Origin of the sequence: Aquimarina callyspongiae, from assembly GCF_034322225.1 — a bacterium.
Classification (GTDB): Bacteria; Bacteroidota; Bacteroidia; order Flavobacteriales; family Flavobacteriaceae; genus Aquimarina.
Map to the genome: position 1 here is coordinate 606,181 of NZ_JAXLPA010000004.1, position 21,544 is coordinate 627,724.

Annotated in this window: 25 protein-coding genes; 3 read left to right on the forward strand and 22 right to left on the reverse strand. The window is 31.5% G+C overall.

Annotated features, from left to right (window positions below):
- Positions 1-34: 34 nt before the first annotated feature.
- Positions 35-1,510, reverse strand: coding sequence for an IMP dehydrogenase (guaB, locus tag U0D62_RS19280; RefSeq protein WP_322288967.1), 1,476 nt, complete (start codon positions 1,508-1,510; stop codon positions 35-37).
- A gap of 170 nt (positions 1,511-1,680) precedes the next feature.
- Entirely contained in the window at positions 1,681-2,385 is a 705-nt protein-coding gene (locus U0D62_RS19285) for a GH25 family lysozyme (RefSeq protein WP_322288968.1), read from the reverse strand.
- 309 nt (positions 2,386-2,694) lie between these two features.
- Between U0D62_RS19285 and U0D62_RS19290 the strand changes: the two genes are divergently transcribed.
- Complete coding sequence (locus tag U0D62_RS19290) at positions 2,695-3,462, forward strand: phosphatase PAP2 family protein (protein ID WP_322288969.1); 768 nt, start codon at positions 2,695-2,697, stop codon at positions 3,460-3,462.
- A gap of 36 nt (positions 3,463-3,498) precedes the next feature.
- On the opposite strand, the gene U0D62_RS19295 is transcribed toward U0D62_RS19290, so the two are convergent.
- Together U0D62_RS19295 and U0D62_RS19300 are read right to left on the reverse strand one after the other, a co-directional pair.
- Positions 3,499-4,131: an NAD(P)-dependent oxidoreductase gene (locus U0D62_RS19295; RefSeq protein ID WP_322288970.1), complete on the reverse strand. Its 633-nt coding sequence runs from the start codon at positions 4,129-4,131 to the stop codon at positions 3,499-3,501.
- Between the two features lie 81 nt (positions 4,132-4,212).
- Positions 4,213-4,350 (reverse strand): hypothetical protein, encoded by a 138-nt coding sequence (locus tag U0D62_RS19300; RefSeq protein ID WP_322288971.1) that lies wholly within the window; start codon positions 4,348-4,350, stop codon positions 4,213-4,215.
- A 625-nt stretch (positions 4,351-4,975) separates the two neighbouring features.
- On the opposite strand from U0D62_RS19300, the gene U0D62_RS19305 reads away from it, so the two are divergent.
- Positions 4,976-5,728: a slipin family protein gene (locus U0D62_RS19305; RefSeq protein ID WP_322288972.1), complete on the forward strand. Its 753-nt coding sequence runs from the start codon at positions 4,976-4,978 to the stop codon at positions 5,726-5,728.
- A gap of 42 nt (positions 5,729-5,770) precedes the next feature.
- Here U0D62_RS19305 and U0D62_RS19310 read toward each other — a convergent pair whose 3' ends face one another.
- Genes U0D62_RS19310 through U0D62_RS19325 form a run of 4 tightly spaced genes read right to left on the reverse strand, consistent with a single transcriptional unit; the run spans position 5,771 to position 7,826 of the window.
- Positions 5,771-6,136 carry a hypothetical protein gene (locus U0D62_RS19310; protein ID WP_322288973.1) on the reverse strand — a complete coding sequence of 122 codons (366 nt, stop codon included), beginning with the start codon at positions 6,134-6,136 and terminating at the stop codon, positions 5,771-5,773.
- Between the two features lie 24 nt (positions 6,137-6,160).
- Positions 6,161-6,541: a hypothetical protein gene (locus U0D62_RS19315; protein WP_322288974.1), complete on the reverse strand. Its 381-nt coding sequence runs from the start codon at positions 6,539-6,541 to the stop codon at positions 6,161-6,163.
- 5 nt (positions 6,542-6,546) lie between these two features.
- Positions 6,547-7,299 (reverse strand): DUF5995 family protein, encoded by a 753-nt coding sequence (locus U0D62_RS19320; RefSeq protein ID WP_322288975.1) that lies wholly within the window; start codon positions 7,297-7,299, stop codon positions 6,547-6,549.
- A 14-nt stretch (positions 7,300-7,313) separates the two neighbouring features.
- Positions 7,314-7,826, reverse strand: coding sequence for a DinB family protein (locus U0D62_RS19325; protein WP_322288976.1), 513 nt, complete (start codon positions 7,824-7,826; stop codon positions 7,314-7,316).
- Between the two features lie 162 nt (positions 7,827-7,988).
- Here U0D62_RS19325 and U0D62_RS19330 point away from each other — a divergent pair, with 162 nt between their 5' ends.
- Positions 7,989-9,065: an acyloxyacyl hydrolase gene (locus U0D62_RS19330; protein WP_322288977.1), complete on the forward strand. Its 1,077-nt coding sequence runs from the start codon at positions 7,989-7,991 to the stop codon at positions 9,063-9,065.
- Between the two features lie 15 nt (positions 9,066-9,080).
- Here the strand turns inward: U0D62_RS19330 and U0D62_RS19335 are convergent, their stop codons facing one another.
- From U0D62_RS19335 to U0D62_RS19400, 14 genes are all read right to left on the reverse strand, one after another.
- Complete coding sequence (locus U0D62_RS19335; RefSeq protein WP_322288978.1) at positions 9,081-9,698, reverse strand: hypothetical protein; 618 nt, start codon at positions 9,696-9,698, stop codon at positions 9,081-9,083.
- A complete protein-coding gene (locus U0D62_RS19340; protein WP_322288979.1) occupies positions 9,691-10,200 on the reverse strand; it encodes an RNA polymerase sigma factor in 510 nt (169 codons plus the stop codon). Before U0D62_RS19340 ends, U0D62_RS19335 begins: the two co-directional genes overlap by 8 nt.
- Positions 10,178-11,017 (reverse strand): alpha/beta fold hydrolase, encoded by an 840-nt coding sequence (locus tag U0D62_RS19345; protein ID WP_322288980.1) that lies wholly within the window; start codon positions 11,015-11,017, stop codon positions 10,178-10,180. The genes U0D62_RS19340 and U0D62_RS19345 overlap by 23 nt, the downstream gene beginning before the upstream one ends.
- A gap of 224 nt (positions 11,018-11,241) precedes the next feature.
- Positions 11,242-11,763: a GNAT family N-acetyltransferase gene (locus U0D62_RS19350; protein WP_322289107.1), complete on the reverse strand. Its 522-nt coding sequence runs from the start codon at positions 11,761-11,763 to the stop codon at positions 11,242-11,244.
- 145 nt (positions 11,764-11,908) lie between these two features.
- Positions 11,909-12,646 (reverse strand): ankyrin repeat domain-containing protein, encoded by a 738-nt coding sequence (locus U0D62_RS19355; protein ID WP_322288981.1) that lies wholly within the window; start codon positions 12,644-12,646, stop codon positions 11,909-11,911.
- Positions 12,647-12,848: 202 nt separating this feature from the next.
- On the reverse strand, positions 12,849-14,126 hold the full coding sequence (locus tag U0D62_RS19360) for an RNA polymerase sigma factor (protein ID WP_322288982.1): 1,278 nt from the start codon (positions 14,124-14,126) through the stop codon (positions 12,849-12,851).
- Between the two features lie 3 nt (positions 14,127-14,129).
- Complete coding sequence (locus U0D62_RS19365; protein WP_322288983.1) at positions 14,130-14,474, reverse strand: YciI family protein; 345 nt, start codon at positions 14,472-14,474, stop codon at positions 14,130-14,132.
- Positions 14,475-14,496: 22 nt separating this feature from the next.
- Positions 14,497-14,841, reverse strand: coding sequence for a YciI family protein (locus U0D62_RS19370; protein ID WP_322288984.1), 345 nt, complete (start codon positions 14,839-14,841; stop codon positions 14,497-14,499).
- Between the two features lie 72 nt (positions 14,842-14,913).
- Positions 14,914-15,351, reverse strand: a complete 438-nt coding sequence (locus U0D62_RS19375; protein WP_322288985.1) for an SRPBCC family protein — start codon at positions 15,349-15,351, stop codon at positions 14,914-14,916.
- A gap of 160 nt (positions 15,352-15,511) precedes the next feature.
- Positions 15,512-16,279 (reverse strand): hypothetical protein, encoded by a 768-nt coding sequence (locus U0D62_RS19380; protein WP_322288986.1) that lies wholly within the window; start codon positions 16,277-16,279, stop codon positions 15,512-15,514.
- Between the two features lies 1 nt (position 16,280).
- Positions 16,281-17,045, reverse strand: a complete 765-nt coding sequence (locus U0D62_RS19385; protein ID WP_322288987.1) for a YARHG domain-containing protein — start codon at positions 17,043-17,045, stop codon at positions 16,281-16,283.
- 194 nt (positions 17,046-17,239) lie between these two features.
- Positions 17,240-17,773 (reverse strand): DinB family protein, encoded by a 534-nt coding sequence (locus U0D62_RS19390; RefSeq protein ID WP_322288988.1) that lies wholly within the window; start codon positions 17,771-17,773, stop codon positions 17,240-17,242.
- 12 nt (positions 17,774-17,785) lie between these two features.
- The gene (locus tag U0D62_RS19395; RefSeq protein ID WP_322288989.1) at positions 17,786-19,045 is read right to left on the reverse strand and encodes a DUF3999 family protein; all 1,260 of its coding nucleotides are present in this window, start codon (positions 19,043-19,045) and stop codon (positions 17,786-17,788) included.
- Positions 19,029-21,416: a DUF2339 domain-containing protein gene (locus tag U0D62_RS19400; protein WP_322288990.1), complete on the reverse strand. Its 2,388-nt coding sequence runs from the start codon at positions 21,414-21,416 to the stop codon at positions 19,029-19,031. Before U0D62_RS19400 ends, U0D62_RS19395 begins: the two co-directional genes overlap by 17 nt.
- Between the last annotated feature and the right edge of the window lie 128 nt (positions 21,417-21,544).

Here is a 21,544-nt window from a genome sequence, read left to right on the forward strand (position 1 = left end):
TTATACTGCTTTTTTAATAATTTGTATTTTATTTCTATCTCCTACTGTAGTTCGGAGCTTCTTTTGTGATAGTTACATCGTGAGGGTGACTCTCATGAATACCGCTAGCTGTAATTTTTACAAAACGTCCATCTTTCTGTAATGCATTAATATCTTTTGCTCCACAGTATCCCATACCTGCTCTCAATCCACCTATAAACTGATGAATACTCTCTATTAGATCTCCTTTATACGGTACGCGACCTACAATTCCTTCAGGAACTAATTTTTTGATATCATCTTCTACATCCTGAAAATAACGATCTTTAGATCCTTTTTTCATTGCCTCTACAGATCCCATTCCGCGATAAGTTTTAAACTTTCTTCCTTCGTAGATGATAGTTTCTCCTGGAGATTCTTTGGTTCCTGCTAATAAGGATCCAAGCATTACTGTATCTGCTCCAGCGGCAATAGCCTTAGGTATATCACCTGTATATCTAATTCCTCCATCTGCAATAACCGGAACTCCAGAACCTTTAATAGCGGCACATACTTCAAGAACTGCAGAAAATTGTGGAAATCCAACTCCTGCCACGACTCTAGTAGTACATATCGATCCTGGTCCTATACCTACTTTTACAGCATCTGCTCCTGCTTCTACCAAATATTTTGCAGCGTCACCAGTTGCAATATTACCTACGATAACATCAAGATCAGGAAATTTAGCTTTTACATCTTTTAGAACACTAACTACTCCTTTTGTATGGCCGTGTGCGGTATCTATAACAACAGCGTCTACTCCCGATTTTACCAATGCTGCTGCACGATCTACAGCATCTCCTGTAACTCCAATAGCTGCTGCAACCCGTAGTCGTCCATATTTATCTTTATTTGCCAAAGGTTTTAATGTAAGTTTTGTAATATCTCTAAAAGTTATTAAACCTACCAAAACATTTTCTTTATCAACTACCGGAAGCTTTTCGATCTTATTATCCTGAAGTATTACTTCTGCTTCTTGTAATGAAGTTCCTGCTCCAACAGTTACCAGGTTTTCACTGGTCATTACCTCAGAAATTGGTCGATCATCATTTTTTTCAAAACGTAAATCACGATTAGTCACAATCCCTATTAGCTTGTGATCTTTATCTACAATAGGGATTCCTCCGATACTATGCTCTCGCATATTATTTTTTGCATCGATTACTTTGGCATCCACTGGCAATGTAACAGGATCTATTATCATACCGCTCTCTGCACGTTTTACTTTACGTACTTTCATTGCCTGCTGTTCAATTGTCATGTTTTTATGCAACACTCCAATACCTCCTTCTTGAGCCATAGCTATTGCCATACGACTTTCTGTAACGGTATCCATTGCTGCAGAAACAATAGGAACGTTAAGCGTAATATTTCTTGTAAATTTTGTTTGGATACTTACTTCTCTTGGTAATACTTCTGAAAAAGCAGGGACTAAAAGAACATCGTCATATGTTAGACCTTCTCCGACGATTTTGGATTCGTGTGCTGTCATGGCAATTAAAATTTAATTGCGTGCAAATATACACCTTTTTTAAAGTAATACCTGATTCACAGCTCTTTTATTTTTATAAGATATTCTTAAAATTAAAAGTATTTAAACGCGAGAGTATACTTTACTCATATTAGTTCAATTGATCAAAGCACTTATTTATCAAATCCTAATCAATTCTCTTCTATAAATAATAATAATGCTTTTTTATCACCATTAAAAATGTCGAAATCGGTATCCTGAGAATCAACTTTATAACTGTCACTTTTTTGCCAAAAGGCATATCCTTTTTTTTTCCATTGATCAGGAAGATCAGGAGTCTTGTTTGTAGTGTACTCTGCTAGCCATATTGAATAATTACTAAAAGCCTTTGAGTTAAGCCAAGTGTTTGCAAAATTTTCGTTTGTATAGATCATTGGACATCTATTGGTTTTTTCTTCTACTACTGCTAACCATTTTAATATATCATCCTGTACTTTTTTTACTGAAGGTTTCCCTACGATTCCTCCTTTTTCTATATCCAGAATAGGAGGAATATCAGACGAATCTAATGTGTTTATTGCTTCTAAAAAAAACAATGCCTGTTGCTCAGGGTCATCATTAGTACGATAGAAATGATACGCTCCTCGAATCATTTTTTTCTTTGGTATCGTAGTCCAATTTAGTTTAAAATCCGGATCTGTATAAGTAACTCCTTCTGTAGCTTTGCATATAACAAAAGAAAAACCATCTTTATCAGTAATCTCTGTAATCATTTTTCCTTGATATTTAGATATATCAATTCCCTTAGCAATATCCTGAGAAAAGAGTTGAATACTTAATAAAAAAAATAAGCAGTATACTATTATTCGATAACAATGCTGATTTACAAAACTCATTGACACTTTATTTTTGAGATTAACTTTGATTCTGAAAGTTACACTGAATGCAAGAATTTTTCTTGCGGAAAAACCACAAAACTTATAAAATTTGTTACAAAACCCTTCTTCAATTCAAAAAAAGAATGCTTGATTCTTAATGGATTGGAATCAAAATTGTTAATTATATTAACAATTTTAGCATTTTATTAACAATAACACAATAATACCTTCGTTCTAAAGATTACTCTAGTATTAAATATATATATTAGAAAAGGTGATTTTTTATCATTTTGATTGAAAATTATCTGCCGCCCCAAAACAAATACTATGAAATTGACTACATGCTTGATAGTAATGGTCTTCTTTTTTGGCTCTATACATGCCCAATCTAAAAAAGTCGAAACCATTGACATCCAAAAAATTAAATTCGAGAAAAACGAATTTACCCCAAAAAAAAGATTATTCACTAAAAGAATTTTACCTGTTACTCTTATTGCAGCTGGAGTGCTTTTATCCAAAAACGATTTTGAAAAATCACTACAAAAAGATTTAAGAGGATCTGTCGGAAAAGATTTTTATTCAAAAATTGATGACTATACTAGGTATGCTCCTGTTATTCAGCTATACACTGCTGATATACTTGGTGTTAAATCAAAAAACCATTGGTTTGATCAGACAAAGAATCTTATGCTGTCTACACTTATCACAGGCGCAACAACAGCTTTTATAAAAAAAGAAGTCCATAAAAGTCGACCTGGTGATTCTGAACAAACGAATTCTTTTCCTTCTGGTCATACATCTATAGCTTTTGCTACAGCTACCGTTTTGTATGAAGAATTTATTGATTCGAGTCCTTTGTTAGCATATAGTGGTTATCTATTTGCGGCTACCACAGGTAGTTTGAGAATGTTGAACAATAAACATTACCTATCTGATGTTTTAGTTGGCGCCGGTATTGGGATATTATCTACACGTCTCGTATATCATCTTGATCATCTTATTCAATGGAATCCTTTTAAAAAAATGGATGGAGTAGCTTTTGCTCCTCAATATCTTGAAGGTGGATTAGGGTTTTATTTTGCTAAATCTTTTTAAATATCAGTTGGCAAAATCATAAAAATCTTAACAATTTTAATATGCTATTCCAGGTGTTTTATGAAGATATTTTTGATCATGCAACTGATGCAACATAAAATGAGCTACATCTGCTCTTGAGATTACCCTGGTAAGAATATAATGCCCTACTTTGATACCATGTTTATACCGGGTACGTTTTTTTCCATTAAAGAGTTGAGCTGGACGTATTATGGTCCAGTCCAAGTCACTTTGCATTATTAATTTTTCCTGCTTTGATTTATCCAAAAAATAAAAGAATAGTATTACAGGAATCGTAAATAGTGTATAATAAAGTCCTAATTTAAAACGACTTTCATTAATTCCTAGTGAAGTGATACATATAAATCGTTTTATATGATGTTTTGACATAGCATTTATAATATTCTTTGTTCCTTCTGAGAGAATATTTGTTTTGATAAAAAACTTTTTATGTCCTAGTGCAGATAATACTGCATCCTGGTATTTGACAATATTATTCATACAATTAGAATCCAGGACATTTCCTTGTACAACCTTTAAGTTAGGATGTATCACTTTTATTTTATCGGGATTACGTGCTAATGCTGTTATGACATATCCTTCTTCCAAAGCCTGACTGATTAACTGCTTTCCTGTTCTTCCGGTTCCTCCAATGATTAATATTTTCATGGGTGTTAACTTGGTATTGATAAGTGTTAAATGTATCTTATTTGGCTTATTGGTTAAATTTTATCTTCTCGAATCGTTGTTTTAGCGGGATGAATTGTAATACTCCCAATCTCCAGAATAAGAAAGAATTTCTCCTGATATGTATTTAAGATAATCAAATTTCAACCTGGTGATCTGCCCTAATTGAAATGTTATTCTGTATGTTATTATATCATTCAAATATCACAATATTGAGGTGAATCTTTTAAAAATACGAATTATCATAAAAGGGCAGGATAATGCCCCATTAAAAAACCCGTGTTTTCCCTCTTTTTTTATGATTTTTAATAGTTTATTTTTGATATAGACATTTCATACAAGTGATTTGAGTTAGCTTATTACCATTTCAAAATTAAGAAGTGGTATAATTAGAAAAGTCCTGAAGAGACAAATTATAATACACACTCTCACCTTGTAGCATGGGCCAGCCGGAAAAAGAGAGTATAAAAAAAATATCATTTTCAGTAAGGTAACCTTGTAATTGAGACCGGCAATAGTGGAAATGCTACTTGGTAAAAGATAAATTTGAATTTTCAGGACTTTTCTCTTTTACAATACAACTCGTTTTTCAAACCACACACACTTCTTAGTCTACTAATCAATACTTTAAAGGCATATATCGTTTTGCATTCTGATCTATTTTTTGTAAATTTAATAAGACCTTCTATAACCAAAATGTGAGAGGTTTGCTTTCTCTCCTGTGTCTGGTTACTATATTATAAATTTCTAAGATTTAACCTACCTGCTCCTCGCATATCTTAGATATTTCTTTAGCGTTTACTATAACTTATAATACAATAAAATTATGAATCCTATCACCATTTTCAGTGTTGTATTTGTATTATTTCTTCTTGCAGGAGTTCGAATTATTTTTGAGTACAAAAGAGCCATAAAATTTAGATTCGGAAAATACATTAAGGTTTTAAAACCTGGGTTTAGATGGATTATTCCAATCGTTGAAACTATTCAGGTTGTAGACATCAGGGTAATCACTATAAATATTCTATCGCAAGAGGTTATGACGGAAGATAATGTGCCTTGTAGTATTGATGGAGTTGTTTTTTTTAAAATCAATAATCCTGAAAACGCTGTCTTAGAGGTAGAAGAATACAAATTTGCCATTACTCAACTATCTCAAGCTGCTTTAAGAGATGTTTGCGGTAAAGTTGAACTAGATGTTATTTTATCCAAAAGGGAAGAAATGGGTAAGAACATCAAAAATATTGTTGAGTTAGAAACAAAAGAATGGGGTATTGAGATCATTGACGTAAAAATTAAAGATATCCAATTACCAGAAAACATGAAACGTATGATGGCTAATCAAGCTGAAGCTGAAAGATCAAGAAGAGCAAGAATTATCCTTGCTTTGGCAGAAGAACAAGCTGCCGGAAAACTACTAGAAGCTGGAAAACTAATCGATCAATCTCCTTCTGCGATAAAATTGAGATTGTATCAAACCTTATCTAACATAGCTTCTGAGAAAAACTCTACAATTTTATTTCCTTTTCCTGAAGAAGTTCTCCCTACAAACTCAAAAAAAGGTAACAAAGATGATTAGCTAGGTAATCAACCGGTTTCCACCCAAGTATTAATCATAGATTTATTTGTCTTCTTTCCCCAAACTCTTTAATAAGGCAAGATTTTCTTTCAGTTTTTGTTCTCCTTTATCCCATGAAGGTTTCCAGTTAGGTCGTGAAATCGCTATTATTTCTATGATTATATCAAAACCTTCTGTACCAATAGCAAAATCTTCAATCTGATTAATAATTTTTATACTAGCAATCATTTTATCTGACCCCACCTCATCTGTTCTTAATAATCTAATAAACTCTACCTCGAATGTATGTTCTTTATATCTTGCTACAAAAAAAGTATCTGTCTCGACACACTTCCATTGTAGCAGACCTGTATAAGTAAGGCGTCTTATTTCTTTTAATATTGCCAATTTGTATTCAAATGATTTCAAACTCTTACTATTTAAAAAAGGATATTATCCATTTTGATTTTTTTTTGCTTTAATTATATTTAGAATAAATACTACTAAAGAAATTATTCCTATTATTAATACAATTTCAAATTGAATATTCCAGGAAGCTATAATCAATGATAGTATGATAATTCCTAAATGAACTATAGATAAGGTTTCTTGTGTTTTTAATCCTAGGAACTTAATGATACCGTAACCAAACAAAAAAGATACCCATACTCCAAACTCAAAAAAATAAAACAGATTGGTAAAATCCCAACCCCAACCAACAGTTTTATTTATGCCAATAAAATACACTCTTGTTCCTAAAATAAATTGAAAAATCGAATATGTAATTAATACTAAGAAAAACATGTGTTTTTGAAACCATACTTTCAAATTCATTCTATTTATTCTTTAAGGTTCTTTATTTTATCTGCAACAGTTCCTTTTTCTCCTAATCTGATTATTCCCAAAATAATATTAGCAATAAATCCGGGGTTAGTTATAATATTAGCTTTTTCTGCTACTTTATGATCGCGTTGCACAATTAGTTCGTTTTGTTCGTTCTCTAGAGTTTCGGCAATTTGTACTGCAAATTTCCAGGCACCATCTCTTGCCAATTCCATACTAAAATCAATAAAAAAATCATCTACCTTACGAGTCAGTTTTAATATCTTTTTTAAGGTTGGCCAGATTTCTTCCAGATCATTTTCAACTTCATTTACTAGTGATGAAAGAATATCATTAATCTTATCAAAATCACCTTTCAGGTTATTAATATCCTCACCTTTTGCCACTTCTGCGGCAGCAATACCCAGGTCGAGATTGATATGGGCATTCATTCCTATTAACAAATGTTGCAAGACTATAGGCCAATAATCAGTTGATAAATCAAAAGCTTTTTTCCAGGACTGTGTTACCGGTAGATTATCTTGATAAGCAAAATAAGCATCTAGGTATCTGCAAGCAAAAATTATGTCCAGTTTTTCCATCCTGGGACCATTATCAAAAAAGTTGTTTTCTATTCCTTCTTTTACTTTGATCGTTACTTTTCTGTATAGTGCAGCAAAATACCCTAAAGGATTATTATTTGTTTCAGAATCTTGGATGATATCTCCCAAAGTAGTGATGACATCATCGATAGTGTTTATTGGTTTCAAGTGTATCGATTTATTTATGTAATATCTGTATTTTCTGAATTTTGTATCACTTCTTCTGAAGTTAGGCCAAAAATTGGTGGTGTGTTAACCTGTAAGATCCCTAAATACGTATATAGGACGCCTCTATGGTGAATTTCATGCTCTACCATGGCTCTTAATAATTTCCATACACTTATTTTGGTTCCGCCAGGTGTTTCGCATCTTTGTAATAAGTTATCAGGAGTAAGTTTTGACAGAATCTCTACAGATTCTTTATGTAGTTGATCATATAATCGAATTGTCTCCTGATATCCTTCAGCAAAATTCTCTCCACACCCAGAATACAAACTTGGTTTTAATTGTGTATTCTCTACATACATCCAGCGTTCAGTTAATGCCAAATGCCTAATGATATCTCCTATAGTGAACTTACCTTTTTGATAAGTCCATTCAATATGTTCTTTTGGAATATGTTCAAAGAGTCTACGTGATCGGCTTTTAACTCTACTATAATACTGTAAAAAGCTATGTATATCTTTTATTTCCATAGGAAAATTGTATCCGATTTTGATTAAAAACTGAAGTATTACTAAGGTACGGATTATTATTTATGAAATAAAGCAAGTCTATTCATCCATAAAATTGTAATACTAGCTTCTCATAATTCACGATAATATTTTAATTTTCAGTATCTTATATTATTTACAAAGATGAAAAGAATCATTCTATTATTAATTACGCTATACTTTTACCAACCACTATGTAGTCAAGTAAGTGCGACATTCTATGGTATGAAATCGCATTATGGTTTTATCATTGCACATACTCCGGACCTGAAACCTATTTCTCAAACCAACCCTTTTGGGTTACAGTTAGAATATAGCAAATTAAGAACTAGTGATAAAGCTTGGAAAACGTGCCATTGTTATGGTCGTAGTGGAGTTTCTTTTACTTATTTCAATTATGCAAATCCCTCTGTGTTAGGCAGTTCTTATAACCTCATTTATTTTGTAGAACCTTATTTTACATATAAAGGTCCTTTAAAATTTTCTCTTAGAGGATCCATTGGTGCTACGTATCTCGATACTATATTTGATGAGGAAACGAATCCAGAAAACCTTCTTTTTAGCACAAGATTTAGCTTTTATCTTGCTCTTTCTCTTAACTTAAATTATCATATTAGTGACACCTATGCAATTAATGTATCCGCAAATTATAATCATATTTCTAATGGCGGCCAAAAGCAGCCTAATAAAGGAATGAACTTCCCTACTTTATCTATTGGTGTCGATAAAGTTATTGGCTATACTTCTTTAAAACCCAAACCCAGAGAACTACGTCAATATGATCGTTCTCTGGATTATTATCTGGGATTGTTTGCCAGTTTGCGATCTTCGGATCGCGAAGCTGAAGCTTCTAATCACCCTCTAATTGGTGTTTTGGGAGGTGCTTTAAAACCTTTATCGGGGATTAATGGTGTAAATCTAGGTGCAGAGTTTTGGTATGATTACTCTGATGAAAAAATAGCACAACAACAAAATATTAGTGACTCTGCTTTTTCATCAGCTATTACCGTAGGACATCATTTCAATTTTGGTGATTTCTATTTTTTACAACAATTTGGAATCTATATAACTCGCCCAAAGAATATTCAAGGAAATTCGTTATATCAGCGATATTCATTCTGGTATCAATTACATAAAAAATGGACTATTGGAGCTTCACTCATCGCATATGGACGCGTAGCAGATCATATGGATGGACGATTGATTTATTTGATCGATTAAAGAAGTTTAAAAAATCTATTTTTCATTATCCTCTCCGGTTTCTTCAATAATTCTATTTTTTAATTCAATAATCTCTTCTAATTCACGGATTTCTTTTTTTACATTTTTTCTGATTACCTTAATTAATATTACAGCTCCCACTACATAAGAAACATCCATAAGGACCATTTGCCATAACTCAAAATAGATATTAAATTCTGGGTTAATCATATAAAAACCTATTGTATATAAAGCTATGATTGATATTGTCAAGGGGCCATGAATTTTTTTCCTGAATTTATAAAAGGTAATGGTGCTCTGTGTGTTTTTTAAAACATTATCCTCTATATCAATTTTTTTTGACTTAGTAACACTTATCAATTCTACAACAATTCTTACTATCAATCCACCTATCATTAATCCAGCTCCTACTCTACTCAATACTTCTTGTACGGGAGCTACAAAATAGAAAAAAGCAGTAATTACTATTAAAACAATAAATAAAATGACACTGTTACCATAATGAAATTGATGACTCCATTTTTTCTTTTTTTCTATCGATAGTAATATATCACTCATAGTATTGGGTTGATTCTCTATATCTTTTTTATCTTCTTTCCACTTACGTTGTAATTCTTCAAAATTGCTACTCATGGTCTAATATTTTTTTAAGTCTTTTTTTAATTCTGTGAATTTTCACTCTAACATTTGTTGGCTTTATCCCTATTACTTCGGCAATATCATCATAGTCTTGTTCTTCTAATACCATCATAATAACCAATCGATCCAGTTCATTTAATTTCCCGATAGCTTCATACAAGTTCTGATCTTCATTGATTATCGTGTTTTGAGATTCATCTGCTAATGCATGTTCTACTTTTTCTATTGATAATCTATTCTTCTTTTTATCTTTTCTAATATATTGTAAACAGGTATTTACAGTAATTCGATACACCCATGTCTTATATGTTGATTGCCCTTTAAAACCACTTATCGCATTCCATATATTAATAAATACTTCTTGTGATAAATCTTTTGCCAGGTCCTTATCTCCTTTCATAAAACCCAAACACATTTGTAATACCATTGCATAGCATTGGGAATACATTTTTTCAAAAATTTGTTGATTTTCTCTACTCATTCGCCAAAAAAGCATTTACCTTTTTATAAAATAATTCAGGCTGGTCAAACATAATAAAGTGTTTACTATCAGGAATCATATCAATAGTTTTATTTGATAATGCAGCATATTGTTTTTTATAGTTAGCCTCTGCTATTTCTATTGTAGGGAAAGCTGCTCCAAGAATTAAAGTTTTTGAAGATATTTTATCCAGTACTTTTCTAAGATCTAACTTTAACAAATCTGTATATCCGTAAACATAAGTTTTACGATCTGCTTCCATCATCCAGTCTAGTAGGGTAGTTACTTTATCTTTTTTATTGGTCATATTTTGAGCCATCATCATTGCTGTTTGCTTAAATTGGGTTTCGTTCATTGCCAACATTTGTTGATTAAAAGGGCTTTTGTATTGAATCTGATCTTCTGTAACTCCTGGCATCATAAGCTCTCTCATACAAGGAATTGAATCTACAAGGATTAAGCTTTTTATTTTATTGGGTACTGCTGCAGCAAGATCAATTGCCAAATTACCTCCCATACTATGTCCTATAATTCTGATATTTTTTAAGTCCTTATTCTTTATATAATCAATCAACTCGTTTTTTATGGTATCATACCAAGGCATTTCTATAGGTGCATTGCCATTAAATCCAGCGTACGATACTAAATAACTTTGAAAATCTCCTTCTAAGTTACTTACTGTTTCGTTCCATATAGTTCCTGGATTGGTAAAACCAGGTAAAAACAATATAGGATCACCTTGTCCTGTAATTTCTACAGTGATAGCAGAGGTTTGCCCAAAACTGAAGTTAATAATTGCAAATAATACGATTGTAATACTAAATTTTTTCATGGTGTTTTCTTTAATTTTCCTCTTTGATGCAAAACTTCTTGGATTGTTACACCCCAATAAAAAAAACCTGCAATATTATTTTATGCAGGTTAACATCTATGCTTATTTAGTTATTACTTCTTACTTCACATCCTTTGATTTAAACTTCAATTTTTTTCCATAGACATGTACACAGGTTCTATAATATAATAGTACTATAAACATTCTCTTAAAGCAAAATACTATTATTGATTTTTATCAATATTTATTTCGAATAAACAAGCAGGTGCTGTACTATAATGATCAGGTAATCCTTGTGTATTTTTTAAATCAAACATTCCTAAAAAATCAAAACCTGCATTCGTATAATGCTTGATCAACTTGGTATTATTTCCTAATGTATCTAATCGAATAAAATCTTTATTTTGATGTAATGCATATTCTTTTGCCCAGTTTACAATCATTGCAACAAAATTTTCTCCTCTAAACTCAGGGTTTGTTGCAATTCGATGAATATAAATTGCAGAATCCTTATTTCTCTCTTCCCAAATTTGTTCATCACTATAGGTTATTGTCCATATACATGCTATTTGATTATCAATTATTAATTTCCACTGTCTGTTTTCTTTAATTTCTGTTTCTACTAATTCTCTTTCAAACTCTGGCCACACTACTACAGTTTTCTTAGATTTCTGATATTCTGATGCTATTTTGTATAACCTAAATATTTCGTCAATATCATTTGTTGTACTGTTTTCAACTTTCATCATTATACTTTTGTTAGGATTTAAATATTCTCAGTTGTCATTTATTTATTACAAATGTTGAAATAATTTGATAACCCTAAAACCCATTACTTGCTATTATTCTTATTCAAATACATAAAAAAGTATAGCTAAATTGTATTTTTATTTAATCTATATTTTCAGGAAGATAATCTCCTAGAAGATTCCAATCCATGCTATTTCCCCATCCTTGTCCATGATCACTAGTGTTTTTAATTTTATGTGCTTCTCCTATACGATGTTCTCCAAATGCAAGTAATGCCAAAATTGAGCCGGGACGTAAATGTTCACTTGCCCAACTAAGTGGTGAATCTCCATGAGCATCTTTTGCTTCTTTATCAGCACCATGTTTGATTAAGAAATCTATTGTACGCTCATCGGCATAAGCTGCAGCACGATGTAATGGGGTTTCTCCTTTTGTTCTTACATCCCTCATAAAAGCACCGGTTTCTATTCCTGGGACGGTTTTGACATTAACATTAGCTCCGTTTTGCACAAGTAATTGTATTGTAAAGTAGTAATAAGGTCTTCCTGCTTTTGCTAATGCATTGTGAAGAGGAGTTTCACCTGTCTTATCGATTATAGCATTAGGGTTTGCACCTTGTTTGATCAAAAAATCACAAATTTTCCAATGCCCAAAGAATGCTGCATTACCCAGTTCTTTATTAAGATCAATGCTATCAAGGTTTCCTCCATTCTCAATAATCGCACGTAGTGCAGTAAGATCATTATAGTACACAAACCATTGTAATGGTTTTATATGCCCTTGGTGTAAAACTTCTTTCCAATCAGGTTGGCGAAGGAGATGAAAAACAAAATCTGTTCTCCCGCGACTTATATATTCCAAAATCTTATCGGTTTTCATACAGCTACTATTTTTAATTATTTAAAACAAAAACCATCACCAGTCTTATTAGAAATTGAATAGCTCTTTTTATACAATAACACAAAAATGATTGTCTATACAATTTACATCATTTATACTTATAGGTGGATACTAATATTATGAAATTATAAACTGAAAATATTATTTATGATCAACTATACATGTCTCTTAGAAAAGTCTTCTAGTTTAAAACCGTTGCGATCTTTTGTTTTAGCAACTGTTGCTCTGGTTTTGATTGTGTTAATCCCAAAGCTTTCTTATAATTTTCTATTGCTTTGACAGGTTGTCCTAAGCGTTGATGTATTTCTCCTACTGTAGCAGGAAACAAGTAATATTTAGTCAATATCTTATTATCATTTAGTTCTGATATTGTTTTTAAAGCTTCTTTTGGTCCTTTAAGTTCGAGAATTGCAAGGCATCGGTTAAGGTATACAATTGGATCGTTGGTTATTTTAAGTAATAGGTTATAATATTCCAGAATCGCTTCCCAATTTGTTTCTTTATATGTCCTAGCAATACAATGCTGATATGCTATAGCTGCTTCAACATGATATGTCGTGAGTGTATCTCCAAAAGCTGCTTTATTAAGATAACTATTTCCTACTTTTATAAGTTCTTCATTCCAGGTTTTTCTATCCTGATCTGATAACAATATCAATTTCCCTTCTGATGTTACTCTACTCTCCAAACGAGCTGTATGAAAACACATTAATGCCATTAATGCGTAAACTTCTGGTAATTGTGTACGTTTAACAGTCAATAGAGATTTGCATAATAACATAGATTGAGATATCAGATCTTCTCGAATCAATTGATCGGTATGTGTGGAGCTATATCCCTCGTTAAACATTAAGTATACAGCATTAACCACTGCAGTAGTTTTATCAACTATGGTTTCTTTTTCAGGTATTTGAGGGCGTATTTTATTTTTTCTGAAATATTCTTTGGTACGATATAAGCGTTTTGAAATTGTAGCTTCGGTCGTTAAAAAAGACCTGGCTACCTCTTTTGTACTAAAACCACATAACGATTTAAGAATAAACGTGATTTGACTTTCTTGTGATATTTCAGGATGGCAACAAGCATACATCATAGCTAAAAAATCATCTTGTATATGTTCTTCTTGCCAAAAATCATTCATTGTTGCTGTTAAAGTATATTCTGAAGTGAGAAGCTGCTTTTGAGGATCAGAAAAATCAATAGTTTTACTATGCTTTTTTCTTCGGATAATATCAATGGCTTTATTTTTTGCAGTACGATATAACCAGGCTCTGGGATTATCAGGCATTCCCCGATATTTCCATGTTTCTAACGCACTGACTAATGCATCTTGAACGACATCTTCTGCTAACTCGATATTTTCAATACCGAATATTTTAATTAAAACTGAAACCATCTTTCCTGACTCTTGTCTAAAAAGATGGTTTAACGTTTCTTTTATGTTCTCATTATTTTCCAAACGCTATTCCATTGGACTAATTTCACGAACTTCTATACTACAATTATATTCTAGACTTGGGCAATTTTTTGCAAGCTCTGCCGCATGACTTAATGATTCTTCTTTGATTAATAAATAACCTCCTATGAGTTCTTTCCCTTCTGCCAAGGGTCTATCCATAACTTTTGCGCCTCCTTCTATTAGTGTTTTTCCTTCGCTCATTAATGGTTGACCTCCGGTAAGTTTCCCTGCTTGTGCTAAGCTACCCATCCATTGTTGCCAATGTTCCATATGTTTTTGCATTTCTTCGGGAGAATTAGATTCATATTTCTCCTGTCCACCACGTATAATAAATAAGAATTCTTTCATTTTTTTGTTTTTTATGTTGCTATTAATGCTCTGGCCACACTTCTCTTACTTCTAATGAGGATTCCCATTGCAATCCTGGGCATCCTTTTGCAATTTCTGTGGCTTCTTCTATAGTTTCTGCTTTTACAACAATATATCCGCCTACTAGTTCTTTGCTTTCTGCTAGTGGTCTATCTGTTATTTTTGTTCCTCCAGGATGAATTGTATTACCGTGCGGATATAATCGTTCTCCTCCTACAAATTTTTCTTGTTGTGCTATTTCACCAATCCACTTTTGCCAATGTTGCATGTGTTCTTGTTGTTGTTCGGGAGATTTAGTATCCCATACTTCATCTCCTCCTTTAAAAAGGAACATAAATTGTTTCATTTGGTACTTTTTTTATGATTTATATGGTTATGACGTATCTATCCAAAAAAATTGGACATTGAAACAAAAAAATTATTTTCTATATCCCTCACTCCCGTGAGCTTCTCCTTTTCCTGTTTGACAATATTGCCTCAAACTTTCAAGATACCTACCCCAACTAAAACTACAAATACCATAAAAATCATCTTGCTCTTTCCAACCATCATGTGAAAAACGTAAACGAGTTTTTCCTTCATTATTATCAAGTAAAAAGACAAATCTATGCCCTATCCAACCGTGATTGCTTTCTATACACTCCCAAACAATTTTAGCTTCTTTTTCTAATTGAATGATTTTCATTTTAGGTCCTACAGTATCACCAAAATCAAATTGTATTGTATCATTAATTTCTGAAGCTCCTTTGGTTTGTGTAGTCCACCAATTTGATAATCCTTCAATCGTCTGTATAGCCTCAAATACTTTATGTATTGAAGCCTCAATATGAAATAAATGCTTAATTGAATAATTCATTATTATATATTTTATGTTTGCTATTGAGACGAACCTCTGCTCTATTTTTGGACAGTGTCACCTAAATTTAACATAAAAATTATAAAACTTGATAATAACATCTTTCTTTGACTGCGGCACTTCTTTTATAAACTTCTTTTGACACCTCCATCATAAGACCTTAAAAACCGGTAGTAAACAAATTTCTGGCTCCTTTGATTCCACATTTTTGATATTTATGGTAAGTTTGCGCTGCGCGTTCATCTATCTGTGTTCCTGATTCTCGTAGTATCCATCCATCTATTGCAGATTTTAAAGTATATGCTTCTGGAGCCATTAAATGTGTTGTCCACAAAACAGGGTTCGCTTGAGCCTTTTTTATTTCGGGAGAAAAATAATTCTTACTATAGCAGGCCAGAATAATAACATCTCTTTTACCCTTAGGTTCAGGATCAAATTTAATGTCTATATCAAAATCCATAAGACCATCATGTCCTACATAACTTACTAGATCAGATTGGCCGGCAAAAACAAGTTTTCTTGATTCATAAATTACCTCAACAGAATTTTGACCATTAGTTGCTTTTAAAAAATCTTCTATACAAGTTTTAATCTTTGCTCCATCATATGCATCTGCAAGCATATATACATTTTTGGTAGTATGTTTATATAATAATCTCTCTAGAATATCTGCACGGCCTGAAGGTATTGTTTTAATCAACTGCCAATCTTTTGTCTTATTCTTAAAAAAGTTTTTTACTCCATATCCGGCTCCCCAATATAAATTATTCCTTGTGTCTTTACCATTACCTAATTTTTCTGGTACTGGTACTATTCCTTGGTTTTTATTATCACATAATGCTACAAATACATGTATAGTTCTAACCTGGGTTTGTGCCAATGTTTTAAATGACAAAAGGATACATATAAATGCTACAAAAAACTTCATGTTAATTAATTTCCAGGCTTCTGATTAAATCAATATTTGCTTTTTCTATTACCGAAAGCTTATCAACCACGTCTTCTTGCGTAGGGTCATACCAACTTTTGGGCGCAAAGTAATCCTGCCATTTTTCAGTTTTAAATATGTATCCATGTGCTGCAAAAATCTCATTTCTAATAATTGATAGTTCTTCTCTGCTTTTTCCTTGTAGATCTGATGCTTCAAAAATTCTACACGAAGCATCATAATGTTCTCGATCTAATGCAATTATTTTGGTATATGACATTTTGGGTTTTCCATTTTGAGCTAATGGTTGAAATTCTAACCAAACTTTTTTACTAGTCATACGACCATCACCCAAACAATCTAGTCTTTCACGGGTTTCTCTAAAAACCAATAACGAGTCTGATTGTATAACGGAATGTCGTGTATCATTAAAAGAGCAGTCTGCCATAATTCTTTCATAATCTATTTTTCCAATTCTCTCTCCCACATAATTGAAAAATGTTAACCTAGATACTTCACACGATCCTCCGGCAGAACAATCAGAGAATGTAGATACAGCAATAAAATTATTGGCTCTAATTACTACTTGATCCGTAACCAGTTTATCAAAACCTTCACTTGGTGTAAATTCAAAATATTTATTGGCAAGAGTTCCTGGTATTTCAGTTTTTGGTTCTCTAAACAATTCTAAAAGTTTGCTAAACTCTTGATCTTGCGCATATATTTTGGGTATAAAAGCAATAAACGCTATAAGTAAAAATCTCATGTAAGTAACTATTAAAATGACTGTGTATGTGTGTGATGTATATGAGATTTCTTTTTTCTATCTATTTAAAACCTCATAACCACTTATTAGCAAGATACTTAAAACATTAAACATGTATTTAATCTCTAATTAAAAAATGGTACAATAAATATAACTCAAATTCTCACTCTGTCATTGTGTTGGATTAGGATATTTTACAAAGACTTTAAATATCTATCCTGTAAAATCTGTATATGATGCAATTCATGGCCTAGAATATGATATCCTAAGGCTCTGACACTTGTTTTATTTTTATTTGCTGTGCCGATTCGCAAAAGAGCTTCATCAGAAAATGACTGAAACAATGTGATAGTAGCCATTCTTACCGCATCATATTCTTCTATTATACTTTCGATCGTTCTAGAATATACATCTGCATACTTAGTATATCTTTCTTCATCAAACCCTGGTAATTCGGTTTTATCATTTCTAGCAAAAGTAAGTGCTCTATATGCATAAATTCTTTCATCATCTATAATGTGAACTAACACTTCTTTTAACGACCATTTTCCTGGTTTATATCTATAGTTCAATTCTTCTTCTGATAATGAACTTATAAACTTTTGAGTAGTTATTTTGGTTTCTTTTAATTGTTTTAAAAGGCTTCCGTCTCTTATAACCAACTTCATATACATTTCTGCATAAGATGGATACTCTGTATTTAAGGGAAAATCTATGCTTTTATTCATAAAACACTCTTCTTATTTCTTTTTAAGCATCATTAATGTAAACCAACCTAGTAAAATTATAATGATCAACATTACCGCCCACAACCATAATTTATTTTTAAATAGTGCTTCTTGAGAATCTTCTTTTATTTTTTTGATCACCTGCTCTTCTCCTACACTAACATCTTTGAGAGTTTTTGGTATTTTAGATGTTAAGTAATTCAAATCATACCGAGGTTTGTTAGCTTTTTCATTACCATAAGTCAAATAATAAGTTGCTGGATTGGTAAAACGTGTTATCAATTCATGTTTATATCCTTTTACCTGAGTTTTATTGATTACCAAAGGTTCATTATCGTGATTATGTATAATCACTCTTATTGTTTTTAAAATAGTACTGTTAAACTTAAATTCTTGATTTTCTAAAGAACTTAAAACCCCAGATGCTAACGTAGAATATCGAGGTTTCCATCCTTCAGCCGTTTTAATACTATCAACTACATAATGAATAGTAAGAGGACGATAATAATCTATCGAATCTTTTATATTAAGTTTTAAATAACTAACTGATGTAGGAATATCTAAATCTATATCTAAAATGGTCTGTTTTAAGTCTTTGTTTTGTTTAGTATTAAAATGTGTTATTTTACTATCAAGATAATTAGCATTTTGGGTATCATTTAAAGTTACAAGAGCACTATTTAAAATTGGTTTATCTGATGTTTTAATCCATAATCTTAAATATTGATATTGAACATCTTGAAACTTGAGAGTCGTAAATCGATAGTTTGTCAAATCATTGGTGATAGAAAGTACTCGATAATTATCAACAATTGTATACCACTCTTTTTGGTCCTGACTTCCTTGCAATGTTAACGGCCAATCAAAATTAGATTGTTTAAAATCTAAATTAATTCTATTAACCGATTCTTTTGTAGGAACTTCTAAAGTTACATACGTTCCCTTTTGATTATATACTTTATTAAGGGTTTTGAATTGTACATTTTTATTAAATACTTTCTCTTTCTTCTGTTTTAAAAGATAGGGTGCTTCTATAGTATCTTTTTGATCTGTTAAACCATATACTCGTATATCTGATAGATCAGGAGAAATCTTACCAAAAATCTCTTCTGGTAATTGCACACTATGCCATTGATCTGTTATTTGCTGAAGTTCTCTCTTAAATGAGTATTCTGTTAACTGACCATAACTGTAACTACTTATAAGAAATAGAAAACAAACATGAGTTACTATCTTAAAACTATTAAAATTGATATTAATTTTCTTGATCATCTGCTATAATATGTTTGTATTTATTGTACAAGAATGAAATAATAAGAAGCAATATTCCTAATGATAAGAATACGATAGTTTTAGGAATCGTTTCTAGATGCGAAATATCATATAAGAAGAGTTTCAATAAGGTTATTCCAAATAGTATTATAGCCATAATACGTAGGTATTTTTTCTTTTTCCAAATACCCAATACAATGAGAAATAATGCATAGATCCCCCAAAGAATACTAAGTGCTAACTTATAGGCCTTTGTAGATTCACCCATATCTAACCAATGGATTAGTTCACTACTAATAATCCAAAGTATAGAAATATGTAATACAAAATCAAATGCCATTATAAAGGTTCTATGTAAAAATTTCTGACGTACATATTTATAAAAAACAAAAAGAAATAGCGTTATAAAAGCCAAAGAGATATATCGGATCCCTAGATGAAATATAGTACTTTGATTAAATTCTGATACTTGTTGTTCTAAGTAACTTTCGCGTAATTCACTTAACAGGTATAAACCTCTGGTTAAAAAAAACAAAGTCATTAATAGATTAACAATCAATGTTACATAGCCAAACACACTATCCTTTATTTTTTTGATATTTATAAATGATACTATTATCAAAAACAACAGAGTATAATTAATCAACCATATAGCTTTAAAATCTCTTATATCATTTAACTGATCATATATCGAAAATGTATAATCTGAATCTGTATTATTTATAGATAACACATCGATATCCGCATATACTTGATTCCAATAAGTTGCAATTTCTATTCTAAAGGCAAAATATATGGTCGTAATTAATAAAAATACTAAACCAATAGTTAACATTTTATACCACCATTGTAGATTAGGCCAAGGAAATGAAAAGTTTTTATTGCGATGTATTGTATAAATGAACCAAAATGAAGTTATGCATCCAATAGAAGTTAACATATTAATATTGAATATAGGAAAAACACCACTTCCTGGCACATCAGGTATGTATCCATTATATACGGTTGTCCAGTCATGGAGTAAGCTAAAGAATGCTAACCATATTAGTGGATATGAAAGTTTTTCATAGATAGGCACCTTTTTGGTTCTACCGATCCAAAATAACAATGCCGCTTCACCTGCCCATAACAAAGTAACCCAATTTCCATCCAATTGAACCGGAAATGCAATGGTTATAAATACTAATACCATTCCTGAAACAAAGTAAAAAAGGTTTTTGTCTGCCAGTTTTAATCTATAAACCGTTATACTAACTATAAAATGAATAATAGCATTCACTAAGGTGTATATACCTAATAGTTCTTTTCCTGTCTCGTGATCATTTAACATAGAAAATCCAATCCCGTAAAAAATAAAAGAATTAGAGAGCTGTAATATCAGATCCCCAATATCAAATTTTTCTTTCCTTTTTAACTTATACATCAAAAACATAAGATAAAATGTGACAAAGAAAATTATTAGAAATACAAAGGCTCCAGTAAAATGTTCTTCTGTAGAATACTCAAACGCATACCAGGAGAAGTATATCAACCAGGTTAATATAAAAGAAGAAATATATAATGATTTCCAATACTTTAACATGGCAATAATCAATACTCCAACATTAATTATGGCCATATAACTAAACAAAATGACAAAATTCCCAGACCCATCACTTAACAAAAAAGGTACTGCATAAGCTCCAACGAGACCTATATGCGCAATTATTTGTTTATTATAGTGTATAGCTGCCACTACTGTGAAAATGGTAAATACAACCATCAACCCAAAGGCAAAAACCTGAGGAATAAGATCATATAAATTGTATGCTAAAAATGTAATGAAATACAGGATAGTCATTGCTCCACTTACCAATACCGCACTATAACTATGGTATTTCTTTTTCAATTTCATTCCAACTAGCAGAAGTCCTACTCCTGCTAAATACCCCAATATAATCCTTGTTAAAGGACTAATTAAATCACGTTCTATAGAATATTTAGCACCAATTGCAACTCCTATGATCGTGATGATAATTCCTATTTTATTGATTAGGTTTTCGCCTATAAATTTTTCTAGGTTTGATCTAGTTTTATCCTTTTTCTTTATGACAGAAGGAGTATTGGGTGATATAGCCTCTTGTTTTATAGGTAGGACCTGTTCTTCAATAGTTTGATTGGTTTCTTCTTCTAAAGCAGTTTCCTGAACAACAGAATCCAAAGTTCCTTTTTCATTTTTTTCGTCTGTTACAACTGGATCTTTTTCAGAAGCTTTAAGTGTATATATCTCTTCTTTTAAATTCTTTATCTCAGTAGAAAAATCTTGTTGTTTCTTAAGAAGGGCATCCAACTTTTCCAGAAGGTGATTAATTTGATCTTGGTTATTTGCCATAGTGCCTTTTTACAATAGGATATATTTGATCAACAGTCTTGTTTTAGTTTGATAAATCATTACAAACCTGATCTCATTCTAAAAAATAAACCCATTTTTTATCCAAAAAAGGTAAGAAGATTTTCTTT

Excerpts from the sequence above, each read along its gene's own strand:
- U0D62_RS19290 (WP_322288969.1), top strand. The coding sequence starts at position 2,695 with ATGAAATTGACTACATGCTTGATAGTAATGGTCTTCTTTTTTGGCTCT.
- U0D62_RS19355 (WP_322288981.1), bottom strand. The coding sequence starts at position 12,646 with ATGAAAACCGATAAGATTTTGGAATATATAAGTCGCGGGAGAACAGAT.
- U0D62_RS19375 (WP_322288985.1), bottom strand. The coding sequence starts at position 15,351 with ATGAATTATTCAATTAAGCATTTATTTCATATTGAGGCTTCAATACAT.
- U0D62_RS19295 (WP_322288970.1), bottom strand. The coding sequence starts at position 4,131 with ATGAAAATATTAATCATTGGAGGAACCGGAAGAACAGGAAAGCAGTTA.
- U0D62_RS19315 (WP_322288974.1), bottom strand. The coding sequence starts at position 6,541 with ATGAATTTGAAAGTATGGTTTCAAAAACACATGTTTTTCTTAGTATTA.
- U0D62_RS19325 (WP_322288976.1), bottom strand. The coding sequence starts at position 7,826 with ATGGAAATAAAAGATATACATAGCTTTTTACAGTATTATAGTAGAGTT.
- U0D62_RS19340 (WP_322288979.1), bottom strand. The coding sequence starts at position 10,200 with ATGCTTTTTTGGCGAATGAGTAGAGAAAATCAACAAATTTTTGAAAAA.
- U0D62_RS19390 (WP_322288988.1), bottom strand. The coding sequence starts at position 17,773 with ATGAATAAAAGCATAGATTTTCCCTTAAATACAGAGTATCCATCTTAT.
- U0D62_RS19335 (WP_322288978.1), bottom strand. The coding sequence starts at position 9,698 with ATGAGTAGCAATTTTGAAGAATTACAACGTAAGTGGAAAGAAGATAAA.
- U0D62_RS19345 (WP_322288980.1), bottom strand. The coding sequence starts at position 11,017 with ATGAAAAAATTTAGTATTACAATCGTATTATTTGCAATTATTAACTTC.
- U0D62_RS19330 (WP_322288977.1), top strand. The coding sequence starts at position 7,989 with ATGAAAAGAATCATTCTATTATTAATTACGCTATACTTTTACCAACCA.
- U0D62_RS19285 (WP_322288968.1), bottom strand. The coding sequence starts at position 2,385 with ATGAGTTTTGTAAATCAGCATTGTTATCGAATAATAGTATACTGCTTA.
- U0D62_RS19350 (WP_322289107.1), bottom strand. The coding sequence starts at position 11,763 with ATGAAAGTTGAAAACAGTACAACAAATGATATTGACGAAATATTTAGG.
- U0D62_RS19305 (WP_322288972.1), top strand. The coding sequence starts at position 4,976 with ATGAATCCTATCACCATTTTCAGTGTTGTATTTGTATTATTTCTTCTT.
- U0D62_RS19380 (WP_322288986.1), bottom strand. The coding sequence starts at position 16,279 with ATGAAGTTTTTTGTAGCATTTATATGTATCCTTTTGTCATTTAAAACA.
- U0D62_RS19365 (WP_322288983.1), bottom strand. The coding sequence starts at position 14,474 with ATGAAAGAATTCTTATTTATTATACGTGGTGGACAGGAGAAATATGAA.
- U0D62_RS19385 (WP_322288987.1), bottom strand. The coding sequence starts at position 17,045 with ATGAGATTTTTACTTATAGCGTTTATTGCTTTTATACCCAAAATATAT.
- U0D62_RS19400 (WP_322288990.1), bottom strand. The coding sequence starts at position 21,416 with ATGGCAAATAACCAAGATCAAATTAATCACCTTCTGGAAAAGTTGGAT.
- U0D62_RS19395 (WP_322288989.1), bottom strand. The coding sequence starts at position 19,045 with ATGATCAAGAAAATTAATATCAATTTTAATAGTTTTAAGATAGTAACT.
- guaB (WP_322288967.1), bottom strand. The coding sequence starts at position 1,510 with ATGACAGCACACGAATCCAAAATCGTCGGAGAAGGTCTAACATATGAC.
- U0D62_RS19370 (WP_322288984.1), bottom strand. The coding sequence starts at position 14,841 with ATGAAACAATTTATGTTCCTTTTTAAAGGAGGAGATGAAGTATGGGAT.